At 66.6% G+C, this 16,645-nt stretch carries 14 protein-coding genes; 5 read left to right on the forward strand and 9 right to left on the reverse strand.

The genetic code is table 11. The annotated features are described in order from the left end of the window. Positions 1 to 79 precede the first annotated feature (79 nt). From bamA to rpsB, 9 genes are all read right to left on the reverse strand, one after another. On the reverse strand, positions 80 to 2,416 hold the full coding sequence (bamA, locus tag J0A90_RS07425) for an outer membrane protein assembly factor BamA (RefSeq protein ID WP_233076586.1): 2,337 nt from the start codon (positions 2,414 to 2,416) through the stop codon (positions 80 to 82). 180 nt (positions 2,417 to 2,596) lie between these two features. Then, on the reverse strand, positions 2,597 to 3,952 hold the full coding sequence (gene rseP / locus J0A90_RS07430) for an RIP metalloprotease RseP (RefSeq protein ID WP_207033162.1): 1,356 nt from the start codon (positions 3,950 to 3,952) through the stop codon (positions 2,597 to 2,599). A gap of 37 nt (positions 3,953 to 3,989) precedes the next feature. Next, the gene (ispC, locus tag J0A90_RS07435; protein ID WP_207033164.1) at positions 3,990 to 5,180 is read right to left on the reverse strand and encodes a 1-deoxy-D-xylulose-5-phosphate reductoisomerase; all 1,191 of its coding nucleotides are present in this window, start codon (positions 5,178 to 5,180) and stop codon (positions 3,990 to 3,992) included. 6 nt (positions 5,181 to 5,186) lie between these two features. Then, positions 5,187 to 5,987, reverse strand: a complete 801-nt coding sequence (locus J0A90_RS07440; protein WP_207033688.1) for a phosphatidate cytidylyltransferase — start codon at positions 5,985 to 5,987, stop codon at positions 5,187 to 5,189. Further along, positions 5,980 to 6,741, reverse strand: coding sequence for a polyprenyl diphosphate synthase (gene uppS, locus J0A90_RS07445; protein ID WP_207033166.1), 762 nt, complete (start codon positions 6,739 to 6,741; stop codon positions 5,980 to 5,982). The genes J0A90_RS07440 and uppS overlap by 8 nt, the downstream gene beginning before the upstream one ends. Before the next feature lie 63 nt (positions 6,742 to 6,804). Beyond that, entirely contained in the window at positions 6,805 to 7,362 is a 558-nt protein-coding gene (frr, locus tag J0A90_RS07450; protein ID WP_207033167.1) for a ribosome recycling factor, read from the reverse strand. 10 nt (positions 7,363 to 7,372) lie between these two features. Next, positions 7,373 to 8,119: a UMP kinase gene (gene pyrH, locus J0A90_RS07455; RefSeq protein WP_035472500.1), complete on the reverse strand. Its 747-nt coding sequence runs from the start codon at positions 8,117 to 8,119 to the stop codon at positions 7,373 to 7,375. 161 nt (positions 8,120 to 8,280) lie between these two features. Continuing rightward, positions 8,281 to 9,147 carry a translation elongation factor Ts gene (tsf, locus tag J0A90_RS07460; protein ID WP_207033170.1) on the reverse strand — a complete coding sequence of 289 codons (867 nt, stop codon included), beginning with the start codon at positions 9,145 to 9,147 and terminating at the stop codon, positions 8,281 to 8,283. 165 nt (positions 9,148 to 9,312) lie between these two features. Next, positions 9,313 to 10,047: a 30S ribosomal protein S2 gene (rpsB, locus tag J0A90_RS07465; RefSeq protein ID WP_035472496.1), complete on the reverse strand. Its 735-nt coding sequence runs from the start codon at positions 10,045 to 10,047 to the stop codon at positions 9,313 to 9,315. A gap of 365 nt (positions 10,048 to 10,412) precedes the next feature. On the opposite strand from rpsB, the gene map reads away from it, so the two are divergent. The 5 genes from map to dapE all read left to right on the forward strand — a co-directional run bounded on the left by map (position 10,413) and on the right by dapE (position 16,640). Further along, positions 10,413 to 11,204: a type I methionyl aminopeptidase gene (gene map, locus J0A90_RS07470; protein ID WP_207033171.1), complete on the forward strand. Its 792-nt coding sequence runs from the start codon at positions 10,413 to 10,415 to the stop codon at positions 11,202 to 11,204. 63 nt (positions 11,205 to 11,267) lie between these two features. Next, positions 11,268 to 13,940: a [protein-PII] uridylyltransferase gene (locus J0A90_RS07475; protein WP_207033174.1), complete on the forward strand. Its 2,673-nt coding sequence runs from the start codon at positions 11,268 to 11,270 to the stop codon at positions 13,938 to 13,940. A gap of 86 nt (positions 13,941 to 14,026) precedes the next feature. Beyond that, on the forward strand, positions 14,027 to 14,374 hold the full coding sequence (locus tag J0A90_RS07480; RefSeq protein ID WP_207033176.1) for an ArsC family reductase: 348 nt from the start codon (positions 14,027 to 14,029) through the stop codon (positions 14,372 to 14,374). A 69-nt stretch (positions 14,375 to 14,443) separates the two neighbouring features. Further along, positions 14,444 to 15,466: a 2,3,4,5-tetrahydropyridine-2,6-dicarboxylate N-succinyltransferase gene (gene dapD / locus J0A90_RS07485; protein WP_207033179.1), complete on the forward strand. Its 1,023-nt coding sequence runs from the start codon at positions 14,444 to 14,446 to the stop codon at positions 15,464 to 15,466. Positions 15,467 to 15,482: 16 nt separating this feature from the next. Next, a complete protein-coding gene (gene dapE, locus J0A90_RS07490) occupies positions 15,483 to 16,640 on the forward strand; it encodes a succinyl-diaminopimelate desuccinylase (protein ID WP_207033181.1) in 1,158 nt (385 codons plus the stop codon). Positions 16,641 to 16,645: the final 5 nt, after the last annotated feature.

Raw genomic sequence — 16,645 nt, forward strand, 5'->3', positions numbered from 1 at the left:
CGCTTCGCGGGAGTCGCCCTGCCCCCGGTGCGCCCGCTGAGAGGCGACACCGGGAGCGACGATCGGCGAAAGCCTCCCGTCAGAAGGTCTGACCCAGCGAGAACTGGAACACCTGCGGGTCGTCGCCATCCTTCTCGTTGAGCGGCTTGGCCACGCTGAAGGTCAGCGGCCCCACCGGGGTCAGCCAGGAGAGCCCCAGGCCGACGCTGTAGCGCAGATCGCCCAGATCGACACCGCTCTTGCAGCTCGAGGTCATGCCCTCGGGCACATCGTAGCAGTCGGTCAGGAAGGTATTACCACCGTCCAGGAAGATACTGGTCTGCAGCGAACGGCGATCCTCGACCCACGGGAACGGGTAGATCAGCTCCGCCGACCCTTCGACCAGCACGTTGCCGCCCAGGGTGTCGTCGTCACCGTTTCCACGCTTGGTGGTCTTCGGCCCCAGCGTATTGCCGGTGTAACCGCGTACCGAGCCCAGACCGCCGGCGTAGAAGTTCTCGTAGAACGGATACGGGTCGTTGGAGCCCAGGGTATCGGCGTAGCCCAGGTTGCTGCTGAACTTGAGCGACCAGTCCGGGTTGAGCTCGAACAGCTTCTGGCCGCGATAGCGCAGCTTGTAGTACTCGGCGTCGGAGCCGGGTACCGCGGTCTCCAGCGAGACGCGCTGATAGCTGCCCGCGGTGGGCATGATGCCGCGGTTGAGATTGTTGCGGGTCCAGCTCGCAGTGAGCTTGTAGTTGAGGAAGTCCTCACCCTGGTCATCGACGTACTGGACGATCTCGGCGGGCGTGTCGTCGTAGGTGTCGATCGACAGGTTTTCGAGGCCGACGCCGAAGTTCAACCGCGACAGATCGTTGATCGGGTAGCCGAAGTTGATGTTGCCGCCGTAGGAATCGGTGGAGTAGGTCGAGATATCGGAGTCTTCGTAGTTGGTCTCGCGGTAGAAGACGTTGTAACCGCGCGAGATACCGTCCAGCGTCCAGTACGGATCGGTGTAGCCGAAGTTGACGTTGGTGAAGGTATCACTGCGCTGGGCACCGATATTGACGCGGTTGCCGGTACCCAGGAAGTTGTTCTGGGCCAGCGCCGCACCGTAGATCACCCCGGCGCTCTGCGAGAAGCCGACGCTGGCCGAGATCGAGCCGGAGGGCTGCTCCTGGACGTTATAGGTGACATCGAGCTGGTCCGGCTCGCCGGCCACCGGGCGCGTGTCAACGTCGACCTGCTTGAAGAAGCCGAGCCGTTCGAGCCGCTGACGCGACTGCGAAATCTGGTCGGTGGAGGCCGGCGCGCCCTCCATCTGCACCATCTCGCGGCGCAGCACCTCGTCCTGGGTGGTGGTGTTGCCTTCGAAGTTGATCCGGCGCACGTAGGCCCGGCGACCCGGGTCGACGCGGAAGGTCACGTCGACGGTATCGCTGCCGTCGTGCACCGTGGGCACCGCCTTGATGTCGGCGAAGGCGAAGCCCTCGGCGCCGAGCTTCTGGCGCAGCGCCTCGGAGGAGGCGGTGAGCTTGCTCTGGGAGAAATACTCGCCGGGCTTGGCGGTCACCAGCGAGCGCGCCACCGACTCGTCCATCTTGAGATCGCCGTCGAAACGGATCTGGTCGAGCTTGTAGCGCTTGCCCTCGTCGACGTTGATGGTGACGAAGATGCGCGACTTGTCGGGGCTGATCGAGACCTGGGTCGAGGTGATACGGAAATTGACGTAGCCGCGGTCGAGATACCACGAGCGCAGCGTCTCCAGGTCACCGGAGAGCGCCTCGCGGGAGTACTTGTCGTCGGAGAACCAGCCGAAGAACCAGCCGGGCTTGTCCTCCAGCTTGAACAGATCGCGCAGGGTATCGTCGTCGTAGGCCTGATTGCCGACCACGTTGATCTGGCGAATCTTGGCGACCTCGCCCTCGTTGATGTCGATGTTGACGCGCACGCGGTTGCGTTCGAGCTGCTCGACCGAGGTCTCGATGTTGGAACTGTAGCGGCCCTGGGACTGATAGAGGCGCTCGAGCTCGCGCTGCATCTCCTCAAGGGTGGAGCGCTGCAGCACCTGCCCCTCGGCGATGCCAGCGTCACGCAGCCCCTTGCGCAGGTCGTCGTCGGAGATCTGCGAGTTGCCCTCGATGTTGATCTCGGCGATCGAGGGGCGCTCGACCACGTTGATGATCAGGACGTCGCCGTCGCGCGAGAGGCGAATGTCGTCGAAGAGCCCGGTCTGGAACAGTTTCTGCGCGGCGTCGCCCAGTTGCTGATCGTCGACCCGCTGGTCGGCGCTGACGGGAAAGGCGTTGAAGACCGAAGCCGCCGAAACGCGCTGCAGCCCCTCCACGCGAATATCCGAAATCTCGAAAGGTGCAGCCAGCGCCACAGGCGAGCTGGCCAGCAACAGTCCTGCCAATCCGATGGTCTTGAGTTTCATGCAATCAGTCGCTTCTCTGGGGTCCGCCCGCGTATCGAACAGGCACCTTATACATTTCCCTCAGTGACTGACAAGGCCAGGCCCGTCGATCACCGAGGTCTTCCTTTCGTCGTCCGTCGCCATCCCTCGGCGGGCGCAGTCCTTTTCGGCCATTGCCCAGAGCCGCATCTCGGCCAGCGCCTAGAGCCGCATCAGATCGAAATAGAGCGCCATCACCATCAGACAGCCGACCAGCGCCACACCGATCTTGAGCCCCATGGCCTGGGCATTCTCCGATACCGGCCGCCCGCGCACCAGCTCGATCAGGTAGTAGACCAGATGCCCGCCATCGAGTACCGGAATCGGCAGCAGGTTGAGCACCCCCAGGCTGATCGACAGGTAGGCAAGAAAACCGATGAAGGTCTCGACCCCACTGCGCGCCGAGTCCCCCGCGATCCGCGCAATGGTGATCGGCCCGGAAAGGTTGGAGGGCGAAATCCAGCCCACCACCATCTTGCGAATCGAATCGGCGGTGAGCCAGGTCATCTCGCCGGTCTTGTCGAGCGCCTGGCCCACCGCGGCCAGCGGCCCGTAACGAATCTCGCGGCGGTACTGTGCCGGCCACTCGACCGGCTCGGACGCCGCACCGACATATCCGATACGTGCACCATCCTCGGCCTCGCGGCTGTCCGGCGTCAGGGTCTGCGTGCGCGTCTCGCCGTCCCGCGACAGGGTCACCTCAAGCGGCTGGCCCGGATGCGCGCGCACAGCCTCGACGAAGCCCGCCCAGTCGTCGAGCTCACGCCCGTCGACGCGCAGCAGGCGGTCACCGGGCTGGAGCCCGGCCTTGGCCGCCGGGCCGCCCTCGAGCACCTGCCCCAGCACCGCCGGCGCCGTCGGCCGGAACGGCACCACGCCGAGCGTGGCCAGCGGCTGCGGCGGATCCTGACGCACCAGCCAGCCGCTGACCGGCACGCGATGGTCGGTGGTCGGGCCGTCGGCGCGCTCACGGGTGGTCACGCTCAGCGCGCCGTCGGCGCCGATCGCCGCGATCAGCTGCAGATTGACGTCGTTCCAGGAGGGCGTCGGCTCGCCCTGCACGCTGACGATCTCCTGACCCTGACGCAGCCCGCCCTCGGCCGCCGGCGACCCCGGCACCACCGCGCCCACCACCGGCGCCACCGTGGTGGTGCCATAGACGAACAGCGCCCAGTAAGCGACCACCGCCAGCAGCAGATTGGCGATCGGGCCGGCAGCGACGATAGCGATGCGCGCCCACACGCTCTTGCGATTGAAGGCGTGCTCACGTTCGGCCGAGGCCACCGGGCCTTCGCGCTCGTCGAGCATCTTGACGTAGCCGCCGAGCGGGACCGCGGCCAGCGCGAATTCGGTGCCGTGACGATCGCGACGCGACCACAGCGGCTTGCCGAAGCCGACCGAGAAGCGCAGCACCTTGACCCCGCAGCGACGCGCGACCCAGAAGTGGCCAAACTCGTGAAAAGTGATCAACAGGCCGAGCACGACGATGACGGCCAGCACATTCTGGAGCGCATCCATCACGCCCGTCCCCTATAGCAGGATCCGGCCAGCCGGATCATTGTGGCAGCAGCGATTCGGCGGTACGCCGGGCGCGTGCATCCTCGCACATTATCACGTCGAGCGAATCGGCTGCGCGCACCTCGAGCGCCTCGAGGGTCGCTGCCACCACCCGGGCGATGCCCGGGAACGACAGCCGGCCGGCCAGAAACGCCTGCACCGCGATCTCGTTGGCAGCGTTGAGAACCGCCGGCGCGGTGCCGCCGGCCACCATCGCCTGGCGCGCCAGGCGCAGGCAAGGGAAGCGCTGCTCGTCGGGCGGCTCGAAATCGAGCCGCCCGACCGCGAACAGGTCGAGCGCCGCGACCCCGGCATCGATACGCTCGGGCCAGGCCAGGCCGTAGGCGATCGGCGTGCGCATGTCGGGGTTGCCCAACTGCGCCAGCACCGAACCATCGCTGTAGCCCACCATCGAGTGGACGATGCTCTGGGGGTGGACCACCACCTCGACCTGGGCCGGGCTGGCATCGAACAGCCAGCACGCCTCGATCAGCTCCAGCCCCTTGTTCATCAGGGTGGCGCTGTCGACCGAAATCTTCTGCCCCATCGACCAGTTGGGGTGCGCGCAGGCCTGGGCCGGCGTCACCCTGTCCAGGTCGGCGCTGGCCCATTCACGGAACGGGCCGCCGGAGGCGGTCAGCAGCAGGCGCGAGACGCCGAGACGCTCGAGCCCGCCGCGATGCTGCATAGGAAGACACTGATAGATCGCATTATGTTCCGAATCGATCGGTAAAAGTGTCGCCCCGGCGCGCGCTACCGCCTGCATGAACAGGCTACCGGACATCACCAGCGCTTCCTTGTTGGCGAGCAGCACGCGCTTGCCCGCCTCCACCGCCGCCAGCGTGGGCAAAAGCCCGGCGGCACCGACGATCGCCGCCATCACCACGTCGGCGTCGGGATCACCGGCGACCTCGATCAGCGCCTGCTCGCCGCTGCTCACCTCGGTGGCGACATGGCCGGCGGCGCCCAGCTCGGCGCGCAGCCAGGCGGCGTCCGCGGCACTGCCGATCACCGCCCGAGCCGGCGCCCATGCCAGACACAGCTCGAGCAGCGCCTCGCGCGAGCGCTGGGCGGTCACCGCATGCAGCCGGTAGCGCTCGGGGTGACGCGCCAGTACGTCGAGGGTGCTGCGTCCGATGGAGCCGGTCGCGCCGAGCACGCTGACCTTCAGGGGGGGAGATGCACTCATGCGGGGTTATCCCAGCCAGGGGCTGATCAGCGCGAACAGCGGCACTGCCGCGGTCAGGCTGTCGATGCGATCGAGAATGCCGCCATGCCCGGGAAGCAGACGGCTGGAGTCCTTGAGGCCGCAGAAACGCTTGAGCATGCTCTCGAACAGATCCCCCACCACCGACACCAGTGCCACCAGCAACGCCAGCAGCAACAGACCCAGGGCCTGACCGGCGTCGAGCGGCAGCCACAGCGCGTAGGCCAGCGCCAGCAGCGCCACCGCCACCCAGCCGCCGTAAACGCCCTCCCAGGACTTGCCGGGGCTGACATGCCGGGCCAGCTTACGCCGGCCGAAGCGGCGCCCGGAGAAGTAGGCACCGATGTCCGCCAGCCACACCAGCAGCAGCACGAACAGCAGCCACTCGCTACCCTCCTGGCGCAGCTGATAGAAACCGACCCAGCACGGAAACAGCACCCATACGCCCATGGCCAGGCGCACGCCGGGGCGCTGCCACTCGTGAGTGGCATCCGGGTAGCGAATGACCCAGCGGGCATTGGCCAGCCAGCCGAGCACGCCCAGCCATAGCGGCCAGTGGGCGGACGCCCAGCCGGCGAACCACGCCACCAGCAGCGCCACACCCAGCGCCGCGGTATAGGCCAGACGCGGCGCGGTGGCGGCGAAGCCGGCCAGACGCGCCCACTCCCAGGCACCGAGCAGCAGCACCAGGGCGGTGAACAGCGCAAAGGCGCCGCCGTCGAGCCCGAACAGGCCGGCCAGCGCCAGCGGCGCCAGTACCAGTGCGGTCAGAATCCGTTGCCTAAGCACCATGCGCCTCGACTTGCTGTTGACTCATGCCGAAACGGCGCTGCCGCTGCTGGAAATCTTCCAGCGCGGCATCGAACGCGGCGGCGTCGAAATCGGGCCATAGCTGCGGCGAAAACACCAGTTCGGCGTAGGCCAGCTGCCACAGCAGGAAGTTGGAGATACGCTGCTCGCCGCTGGTGCGGATACACAGATCCACCGCCGGCTCGCCGGCCAGGCAGATCTCGCTATCGAGCAGCGCCTCGTCGATCTCTTCCGGAGCCAGTTCGCCGTCAGCCACCCGCCGGGCCAGCCGGCGCGAAGCCTGGGCGATGTCCCAGCGGCCGCCGTAGTTGGCCGCCACCACCAGATGCAGCCCCGGGTTGTCACGGGTCTGCGCCTCGGCGCGCGCCATCTGCTTCTGCAGCGAACTGGAGAAGCGCCGACGGTCGCCGATGATCGACAGCCGGATGCCGTTGTCGTCGAGTTTCTTGACCTCGCGCTTGAGCACGAGCATGAAAAGCTCCATCAAGGCACTGACTTCGGCCGAGGGCCGGCGCCAGTTCTCGCTGGAGAAGGCGAACAGGGTGAGGGTGCCGACGCCGAGTTCCGCCGCCCGGCGGATCACGCTGCGTAACGACTCGACCCCAGCGCGATGTCCCTGCGCGCTGGAGAGCCCCCGGGCGCGCGCCCAGCGATTGTTGCCGTCCATGATGATCGCCACATGGCGAGGCACCGACGACATCGCCAGGGCGTCACGCGACTGCATGTCTGTCATGATATCTCGCAAGCCGGATGGGCGACGGCGGCACGCGCCTCATGCCCGTGCCGCCGTCGAACCTCACACCTGCATCAGGTCGTGTTCCTTGGATTCCAGAAGCTTGTCGATCTCGCTGACGTACTTGTCGGTCAGCTTCTGGACCTCTTCTTCACCGCGACGCTCGTCGTCCTCGGTGATCTCCTTGTCCTTGAGCAGGGACTTGAGGTCGCTGTTGGCGTCGCGGCGCACGTTGCGTACCGCCACGCGGGCGTTCTCGGCCTCGGCGCGGGCCTGCTTGATGTAGTTGCGACGCGTCTCTTCGGTCAGCGGCGGCATCGGCACGCGGATGACGGTGCCCGCGGTGGACGGATTCAAGCCCAGATCGGAGGTCATGATCGCCTTCTCGATCTTCTGCACCATGGTCCGCTCCCACGGCGTGACGGCGAGCGTGCGCGCGTCCTCGACGTTGACGTTGGCGACCTGGTTGAGCGGCACGTCGCTGCCGTAGTACTCGACCATCACCGCATCCAGAATGCTGGGGTGGGCGCGGCCGGTACGAATCTTGTGGAAGTTGGTCTGGAGCGACTCCAGGCTCTTCTTCATACGCCCTTCGGCGTCTTTCTTGATGTCGTCGATCATGTCCTAAACCTCAATCAATCAGCGTGCCTTCTCGCCCACCGACCACCAGATTCAACAGCGCGCCGGGCTTGGTCATGTCGAACACGCGCACCGGCATGTCATGGTCACGTACCAGACAGATGGCGGTCAAATCCATCACCCCGAGCTTCTGGTCGAGGACGTCATCATACCCCAGGCGCTCGTACTTGACGGCGTCGGGGTGCTTGACCGGATCCTTGTCGTAGACACCGTCGACCTTGGTGGCCTTGACCACCACGTTGGCATCGATCTCGATACCGCGCAGGCAGGCGGCGGAGTCGGTGGTGAAGAAGGGGTTACCGGTACCCGCGGAGAAGATCACCACGTCGCCGGAGGTGAGATAGCGAATCGCGGTGCGGCGGTCGTAGTGCTCGACCACGCCGCTCATGGGGATCGCCGACATCACCCGCGAGCGGATGTTGGAACGCTCCAGCGCATCGCGCATCGCCAGCGCATTCATCACCGTCGCCAGCATACCCATGTGGTCGCCGGTGACCCGCTCCATGCCGGCGGCATGCAGTGCCGCGCCGCGGAACAGGTTGCCGCCGCCGATCACGATACCCACCTGCACGCCGATCCCTACCAGTTGGCCGATCTCCAGTGCCATGCGGTCGAGCACCTTGGGATCGATGCCGAACTCCTGCTCGCCGGTCAGTGCCTCACCGGACAGCTTGAGCAGAATGCGCTTGTACTTCGACTTCTCGGCGGGCTTGTTCGAACGGTCGACGACGTCGGACATGGGGATCTCTCCTGGTAATTGCGGGGCGTGTCGGCAGGACCGGCTGGAGGAACGCGATTCTCATCCAGCGGATACGCGATGGCGTGCGCTTTCGCGCACGCCATCACTGGGAGCAGTCGCGGACGCCTGGCGACCACCGCTCCCGTCGAAAATCACGGGGCTCAGCGGCGAGCCTGTTCCATGACTTCCTTGGCGAAATCGACCTCTTCCTTCTCGATGCCCTCGCCGACCTCGAAACGCGTGAAGCCGATGACTTCGCCGCCAGCGCTCTTGGCGTACTCGGCCACGGACTGGTTCGGGTCCTTGACGAACGGCTGCTCGGTCAGGCTGTTCTCGGCCAGGTACTTCTTCAGACGGCCCTGGACCATCTTCTCGGCGATTTCGCTCGGCTTGCCGGCCATGTCCGGCTGCGCCAGGATGATCGCCTTCTCCTGATCGAGCTGCTCCTGCGGCATCTCTTCCGGACGCGCGACGACCGGGTTGATCGCGGCCACGTGCATGGCGACGTCCTTGGCCACGTCGGCGTTGCCGCCCTTGAGCACGGTCAGCACGCCGATACGGTCACCGTGGACGTAGGCACCGACCACGCCACCTTCCGGCGCATCGACGACCACCGCGCGGCGCACGGAGATGTTCTCGCCGATCTTCTGCACCAGCTGGTTGCGCGCGTCTTCCAGCTCACCGTCCATGATCGCGGCGATGTCTTCGGACTTGGTCTCGAACACCTTGGCCATGACCTTGTCAGCGAAGCCCTTGAAGTTGTCGTCACGCGAGACGAAGTCGGTCTCGGAGTTGACTTCGAGCATCGCGCCGTAGCTGCCGTCGGCGGCCACGCGGGTGACGATGGCGCCTTCGGCGGCGGTACGGCCGGCCTTCTTGGCTGCCTTGAGGCCAGAGTTCTTGCGCAGATCTTCGATCGCACGCTCGATGTCGCCCTCGGCTTCGGTGAGTGCCTTCTTGCACTCCATCATGCCGAGACCGGTACGCTCACGCAGTTCCTTGACTAGAGAAGCGCTGATAGCTGCCATGTGAGTCCCTCTGAAAATCGCTGTTTCGTCTGACGAACGGCGCCCGCGGGGCACCGCTGCGGGTGTAAAAAGGGGGCTCGAAGCCCCCTCTGTCTGCGCGGATGTCGGCGATCCGGTGACCGCCCTGCGGGAGCACGCCCAACGCAGACGCGATTGCCTGCGGCGTTACTCGGCCGCGGCGTCGCTGGTCTCGCTGACTTCGACGAACTCGTCCGGACGGCCTTCCTTCGCCTTGGCGCAGGCATCGGCGATCGCCTGCACGTAGATCTGGATGGCGCGAATGGAGTCGTCGTTACCCGGGATGACGTAGTCGACGCCGTCCGGGTTGGAGTTGGTGTCGACCACGCCGATGACCGGGATGCCGAGCTTGTTGGCTTCGTTGATCGCGATGCGCTCGTGGTCGACGTCGATCACGAACAGCGCGTCGGGCAGGCCACCCATCTCCTTGATACCGCCGATGGAACGCTCGAGCTTCTCCTGCTCGCGGGTCGCCATCAGGACCTCTTTCTTGGTCAGCTTCTCGAAGGTGCCATCTTCACGCATGGTCTCGAGTTCACGCAGACGCTTGATCGACTGACGAATGGTCTTGTAGTTCGTCAGCATGCCGCCCAGCCAGCGGTGGTTGACGAACGGCTGACCGACGCGATTCGCCTCTTCCTTGATGATCTTGCTGGCGGAACGCTTGGTGCCGACGAACAGGATCTTGTTGTTGGAAGCGGCCATCTTCTCGACCACGCCAGTGGCTTCGAGCAGCGCCGGCAGGGTATGTTCGAGGTTGATGATGTGAATCTTGTTACGTGCGCCGAAGATGTACTGACCCATCTTCGGGTTCCAGTAACGGGTCTGGTGACCGAAGTGTGCACCTGCCTTGAGCAGGTCGCGCATGTTGACTTGTGCCATGGTGACTCCTGAAGAATCGGGTTGGGCCTCCACACACCCCATGGATCCGACCGTTCGGCGTTGCCGTCACGGCACCCGGGACCATGTGTCGGTGCGTGTGTGTTTTTTCCGGTGGCGCCTCGAGACGAGTGCACTCACCGCCACTGTCGCGTCGACCGCCTCCACCATCATGTGGGCATGAGACATCGCTGTCTCGCGCCGCGTCAGGACGGGAATTGCAGTCGAGCGCGCGGCTTTATACCATAGAACCCACGCAAGATGAAGTCGCCGGTCGTCGAAGCCAACGCCTCGACGCCGTTTCTGTCGTCTCTTCACCACGGCTCACCACGGCCTGCGACACCCACCGAACTCCGCTGCGAGAGCGCATGAACATTCCACGCAAGACACCCGACGAAATCGAAAAAATGCGCGAAGCCGGCCGCCAGGCCGCCGCCGTGTTCGACATGATCACCCCCCACGTCGTCGCCGGCGTCTCCACCGGCGAGCTCGACCGTCTGTGCCACGACTTCATCGTCAAGGAGCTCGGCTCGACCCCGGCGCCGCTCAACTACCACGGCTTTCCCAAGTCGATCTGCACCTCTCTCAACCACGTCGTCTGCCACGGCATCCCCGACTTCGACAAGAAGCTCAAGCACGGCGACATCATGAACATCGACATCACCGTGAAGACCGCCGACGGCTATCACGGCGACAGCAGTATGATGTTCGTGATCGGCGAGACGATCCAGGGCGAGCGCCTCTGCCGGGTGACTCAAGAGTGCCTCTACAAGGCCATGGCCGAGGTGCGCCCGGGCGTGCGCCTTTCCACCATCGCGCGAGTGATCCAGGCCCACGCCGAAGGCTTCGGCTACTCGGTGGTGCGCGATTTCTGCGGCCACGGTATCGGCGCCGGCTTCCACGAGGAGCCTCAGGTGCTGCATTATGATGGCTACGCGCCCGAGGCCGACGCCGAGCTCGCCTCCGGCATGTGCCTGACCATCGAACCGATGCTCAACGCCGGCGGCTACCGCACCAAGGTACTGCGCGACGGCTGGACCGCGGTGACCAAGGACAAGAGCCTGTCGGCGCAGTGGGAGCATACCCTGCTGGTCACCGACACCGGCGTCGAGGTGCTCACCGCCCGCGCCGACGAAGACCTGAGCTTTCTCTCCGCCTGACCGTCCCCTGCCCGCCCGGGGTCGCCTGGCGACCCCCTTCATCGATCGGGAGCGCTCGCGTTCATGCTGCTGCATCACTATCGGTTCCAGCCCGACGAATCGCTGTTCGACGTCGCCGCGTTCCGTGCCGAGCTCGCCCGTGAGCGCCAGCCCATCCCGGCGTTCAAGCACGCCCTGGCGACCCTACACGAGCGTCTCGATGCGCGCTTCCGCCAGGGCAGCGATATCCGCGACCTGGTGCACGGCCGCGCCTGGTGCCTGGACCGCCTGCTCGAAGTCGCTTGGGAGCGCTTCGACTGGCACGACGACGGCATCGCCCTGCTCGCGGTGGGCGGCTACGGTCGCGGCGAGCTGCACCCCTACTCCGACATCGACCTGCTGCTGCTGCTCGAGCACGACGACGACACCCCCTACCGCGAGGCGCTGACCGGCTTCATCACCTTTTTATGGGACATCGGCCTGGAGATCGGCCAGAGCGTGCGCTCGCTCAACGACTGCGAGCGCGAGGCGCGCGCCGACATCACGGTGATCACCAACCTGCTCGAGACACGCACCCTGGCCGGCCCCGAACGCCTGCGCGGGGCCATGCGCGAGCGCCTGTCGGCACGCCACATGTGGTCGTCGGCGGCCTTCTTCGAGGGCAAGTGGCAGGAGCAGATCACTCGCCACTACAAGCACAACAACTCCGAGTATCACCTCGAACCCAATATCAAGAGCGCCCCGGGCGGGCTGCGCGACATCCAGATGATCGGCTGGGTAGCCAAGCGCCACTTCGGCCCGCTGCGCTACGAGGACGTGGTCGCCCAGGGCTTCATGAACGACGCCGAGCTGCGCATCCTGAGCCAGGGTCAGGCGTTCCTGTGGCAGGTACGCTACGCCCTGCACATGCTCACCGGGCGCGCCGAGGATCGCCTGCTGTTCGACCATCAACGCGCCCTGGCGGCCCTGTTCGGCTATGTCGACACCCGCGAGCGGCTGGCGGTGGAGCAGTTCATGAAGGCTTACTACCGCCACGTCACCGCCCTGGCCGGCTTGAACGACATGCTGCTGCAGCACTTCGACGAGGTGATCCTGCGCGCCGGCGAAGCGCTCGAAGTGAAGCCGATCAACCCGCGCTTCGAGATCAAGGGCGGCTATATCCAGCTGCGCCATCCCAACGTCTTCGTGCGCCGCCCGGGGGCACTGCTCGAGCTGTTCCTGGTGATGGCCCAGCACCCCGAAATCGAAGGCGTGCGCGCCGACACCATCCGCCAGATCCGCGACCATCGCCATCTGATCGATGACGCCTTCCGCCAGGATCTGCGCCACCAGAGCCTGTTCATGGAGCTGCTGCGCAGCGGCGGCGACGTGCCCACCCAGCTGACCCGAATGAACCGTTACGGCGTGCTGGGCAAGTATCTGCCCGAATTCGGCGAGGCGGTGGGGCTGATGCAGCACGACCTGTTCCACATCTATACCGTCGACGCCCACACCCTGCGCCTGCTGAGCTTTCTGCAGCGCTTCCGCGAGGCGCGCGACAGTGACGAGTACAGCGTCGCCATCGAAGTGATCCAGAAGCTGCCCAAGCTCGAACTGCTGTGGATTGCCGGGCTCTATCACGATATCGGCAAGGGTCGCGGCGGCGACCACTCGCAGCTGGGTGCGGTGGATGCCGCCGACTTCGCCACTCGCCACGACCTGTCGCCCTGGGACACGCGCCTGGTGGCGTGGCTGGTGGAGCACCACCTGCTGATGTCGAAGACCGCGCAGAAGCGCGACATCTCCGACCCCGACGTGATCCACGCCTTCGCCCGTACGGTGCGCGACGAGGTTCACCTCGACTATCTCTACGTGCTCACCGTGGCCGACATCAGCGCCACCAACCCCTCGCTGTGGAACGGCTGGCGCGCCTCGCTGATGCGCCAGCTCTATACCGAGACCCGGCGCGTGCTGCGGCGCGGGCTCGACAACACGATCGACCGCCAGGACTGGGTCAGCGAGACCCGCGAGGAGGCGCTCGGCCTGCTGCGCGCCATCGGCGCCTACAGCGAGCGGGTCGAGGCGCTGTGGCAGACCTTCGGCGAGGATTACTTCCTGCAGTACACCGCCAGCGAGATCGCCTGGCAGACCCAGGGCATCCTCGCCCACCAGACGCCGCTGCCGCTGATCCTGGTCAGCGCCCCCAGCGCCGACATGACCGAGGGCGGCACCAAGATCTTCATCCATACCCGCTCGGTGGACGACCTGTTCGCCGCCACCGCCGCGGCGATGGAGCAGCTGGGGCTGTCGATCCACGACGCGCGCATCGCCACCTCCAGCGACGACTGGACGCTCAACACCTTCATCCTGCTCGACGACGACGGCGATGCGATCCGCGATCCGGCGCGTCTCGAGGAGGTGCGCCGCTATCTGGTCGAGGAGCTCGACGACCCCGACGACTATCCGCAGATCGTCAGCCGCCACACGCCGCGCCAGCTCAAGCACTTCAAGGTGCCGATCGAAGTGATCATCGAGCAGGACCCGGCCAACGAGCGCACCTCGCTGGAGCTGATCGCCCCCGACCGCCCCGGCCTGCTGGCGCGGGTGGGGCGCATCTTCATGGAGCAGAACATCGCGCTGTCGGCGGCCAAGATCGCCACCCTCGGCGAACGCGTCGAGGACGTCTTCTTCATCACCGACAAGCAGGGCCGCCCGCTGACCGACCCCGATGCCCAGCGGCGCCTGCGCGAGCGCCTGTGCGAGGCGCTCGACGTCTGACCCGGGTTCCCGGCGCCCCGGTTTGAGCCGGGGTCCCGGGACGCCTATAATCGGCGGCTTTGCGACACTGCGAGCGGCCGGCGACCATGACCACCACCCTGTATGGCATCAAGACCTGCGATACCTGCCGCAAGGCGCGGCGCCAGCTGGCCGACCAGGGCGTCGAGTACCGCTATCACGACCTGCGCGCGGACGGCCTGGATGCCGACCTGCTCGATCGCCTGCTCGCCGCGGCCGACTGGCAGACGCTGCTCAACACCCGCAGCACCACCTGGCGTGGGCTCGACGATCACGCCAAGCAGGACGTCGATGCCACCCGGGCGCGCGCGCTGATGCTGGAGCACCCGACGCTGCTCAAGCGCCCGCTGCTGGCCCATGGCGAGACGCTGATCGTCGGCTTCGACCCGGCACGCTACGCCACCCTGGGCGCCTGACCGGCACCGCCCCGGCACCACCATACATAAAGCCCCACTCACCGCCTTCATGATCAAGAGGATTTCGCGATGCTGAGCTTCGCACTAGGAACCGGCACCCAGAACACTCAGGGCGACTGGCTCGAGGTCTACTATCCGGCACCGCTCCACCAGCCCGCCGCGGCCGTGGTCAGCGCCGCGCGCCAAGCGCTCGGAGACGCCGAGGGTGAAGTGGTGAGCTTTCTGCCCGAGCACTGCGCCGACCTGGCCCAGGCGCTGCGGGAGGCCGGAGCGCCCGAGCAGGCGGAGATCGCCGAGGCGTTCGCCAGCGCCCAGCGGCCGCTGGTCGCGGTGTTCCTGGCGGAAGACCATGCGCCGGAGAGCGTGCCCGAGGTCTATCTCAAGCTGCATCTGCTCTCGCACCGCCTGGTCAAGCCGCACGGGCTCAAGCTCGACGGCATGTTCGGCCTGCTCAAGAACGTCGCCTGGACCAGCGAAGGCGCCATCGACGTCGAGGAGCTGCCCGCGCGTCGGCTCCAGGCGCGCCTGGCCGGTCGCCCGCTCTCGGTCGACTGTGTCGACAAGTTCCCCAAGATGACCGACTACGTGGTGCCCAAGGGTATCCGCATCGGCGACACCGCGCGGGTACGCCTGGGTGCCTATCTGGGCGAAGGGGTCACGGTGATGCACGAAGGCTTCTGCAATTTCAACGCCGGGGCCGAAGGGCCGGGCATGATCGAAGGTCGCATCTCCGCCGGCGTGTTCGTCGGCAAGGGCTCCGACCTGGGCGCCGGCTGCTCCACCATGGGCACGCTCTCCGGCGGCGGTAACGTGGTCATCAGCATCGGCGAGAACTGCCTGATCGGCGCCAATGCCGGCCTCGGCATCCCGCTCGGCGACCGCTGCACCATCGAGGCCGGGCTCTACGTCACCGCCGGCGCCAAGGTGACCGTGCTCGACGACCAGGGCCAGGCGGTGAAGACCGTGGCCGCGCGCGAACTCGCCGGCCAGAGCGATCTGCTGTTCGTGCGCCACTCGGTGAGCGGGCGCCTGGAGTGCCGCACCAACAAGAGCGCCGTGGCGCTCAACGAAGCCCTGCACGCCCACAACTGATCCGGCCGGAGCCACCATGTCTGACGCGTCACCGACGACCGCGCCCTCTGCCACCCAGGCCCTGGCCCTCGAGCTGCTCGCGCGGCCGTCGGTCACGCCGGACGACCACGGCTGCCAGGCGCTGATGATCGAGCGCCTGGCGCGGCTCGGCTTCGACGTCGAACGCATGACCATCGGCGGTATCGACAACTTCTGGGCTACCCGCGGCCAGCACGGCCCGGTGCTGGCCTTCGCCGGCCACACCGACGTGGTGCCCAGCGGCCCGGAGAGCGCCTGGCAGTACCCGCCGTTCGACCCGCGCATCGACGCCGAAGGCTATCTGTGCGGGCGTGGCGCCGCCGACATGAAGGGCAGTCTGGCGGCGATGGTCACCGCGGTGGAGCGCTTCGTCGCCGCCCACCCCGACCACGCCGGGCGTATCGCCTTTCTGATCACCGCCGACGAAGAGGGTCCGGCGATCCACGGCACGCGGGCGGTGGTCGAGCGGCTACGCGAACGCGCCGAGGCGCTCGACTACTGCATCGTCGGCGAGCCCTCCTCGACCCGCACCCTGGGCGACGTGATCAAGAACGGCCGACGCGGCTCCCTCGGCGGCGTGCTCAAGGTGCGCGGCATCCAGGGCCACGTGGCCTACCCGCATCTGGCGCGCAACCCGATCCATCAGGCGCTGGCGGCGCTGCAGGCGCTGGTCGACGAGCACTGGGACGCCGGCAACGAGTTCTTCCCCGCCACCAGCTTCCAGATCTCCAACCTGCACGCCGGTACCGGCGCGACCAACGTGGTGCCCGGGGAGCTGGAGGTGACCTTCAACTTCCGCTACTCCACCGAGGTGACCCATGAGACGCTACGCGAGCGCGTCGCCGCCCTGCTCGATGCCCACGGCCTCGACTACCAGCTGGAGTGGACGCTCAACGGCGAACCCTTCCTGACCCCCGGCGGGCGGCTGCTCGAAGCCGCGCGGGCGGCCTGCGAGCAGGAGGCCGGCATCACCCCCACGCTCTCGACCTCGGGGGGCACCTCCGACGGGCGCTTCATCGCCACCCTGGGTACCCAGGTGATCGAGCTGGGCCCGATCAACGCCACCATCCACCAGGTCGACGAACGTATCCGTGCCGAAGACCTCGATATCCTGAGCCGCGTCTACGAAGCGACGCTGGTTCGGCTGTTCACCTGAGGAAG

Origin of the sequence: Salinicola sp. DM10 (assembly GCF_017306975.2) — a bacterium.
Classification (GTDB): Bacteria; Pseudomonadota; Gammaproteobacteria; order Pseudomonadales; family Halomonadaceae; genus Salinicola.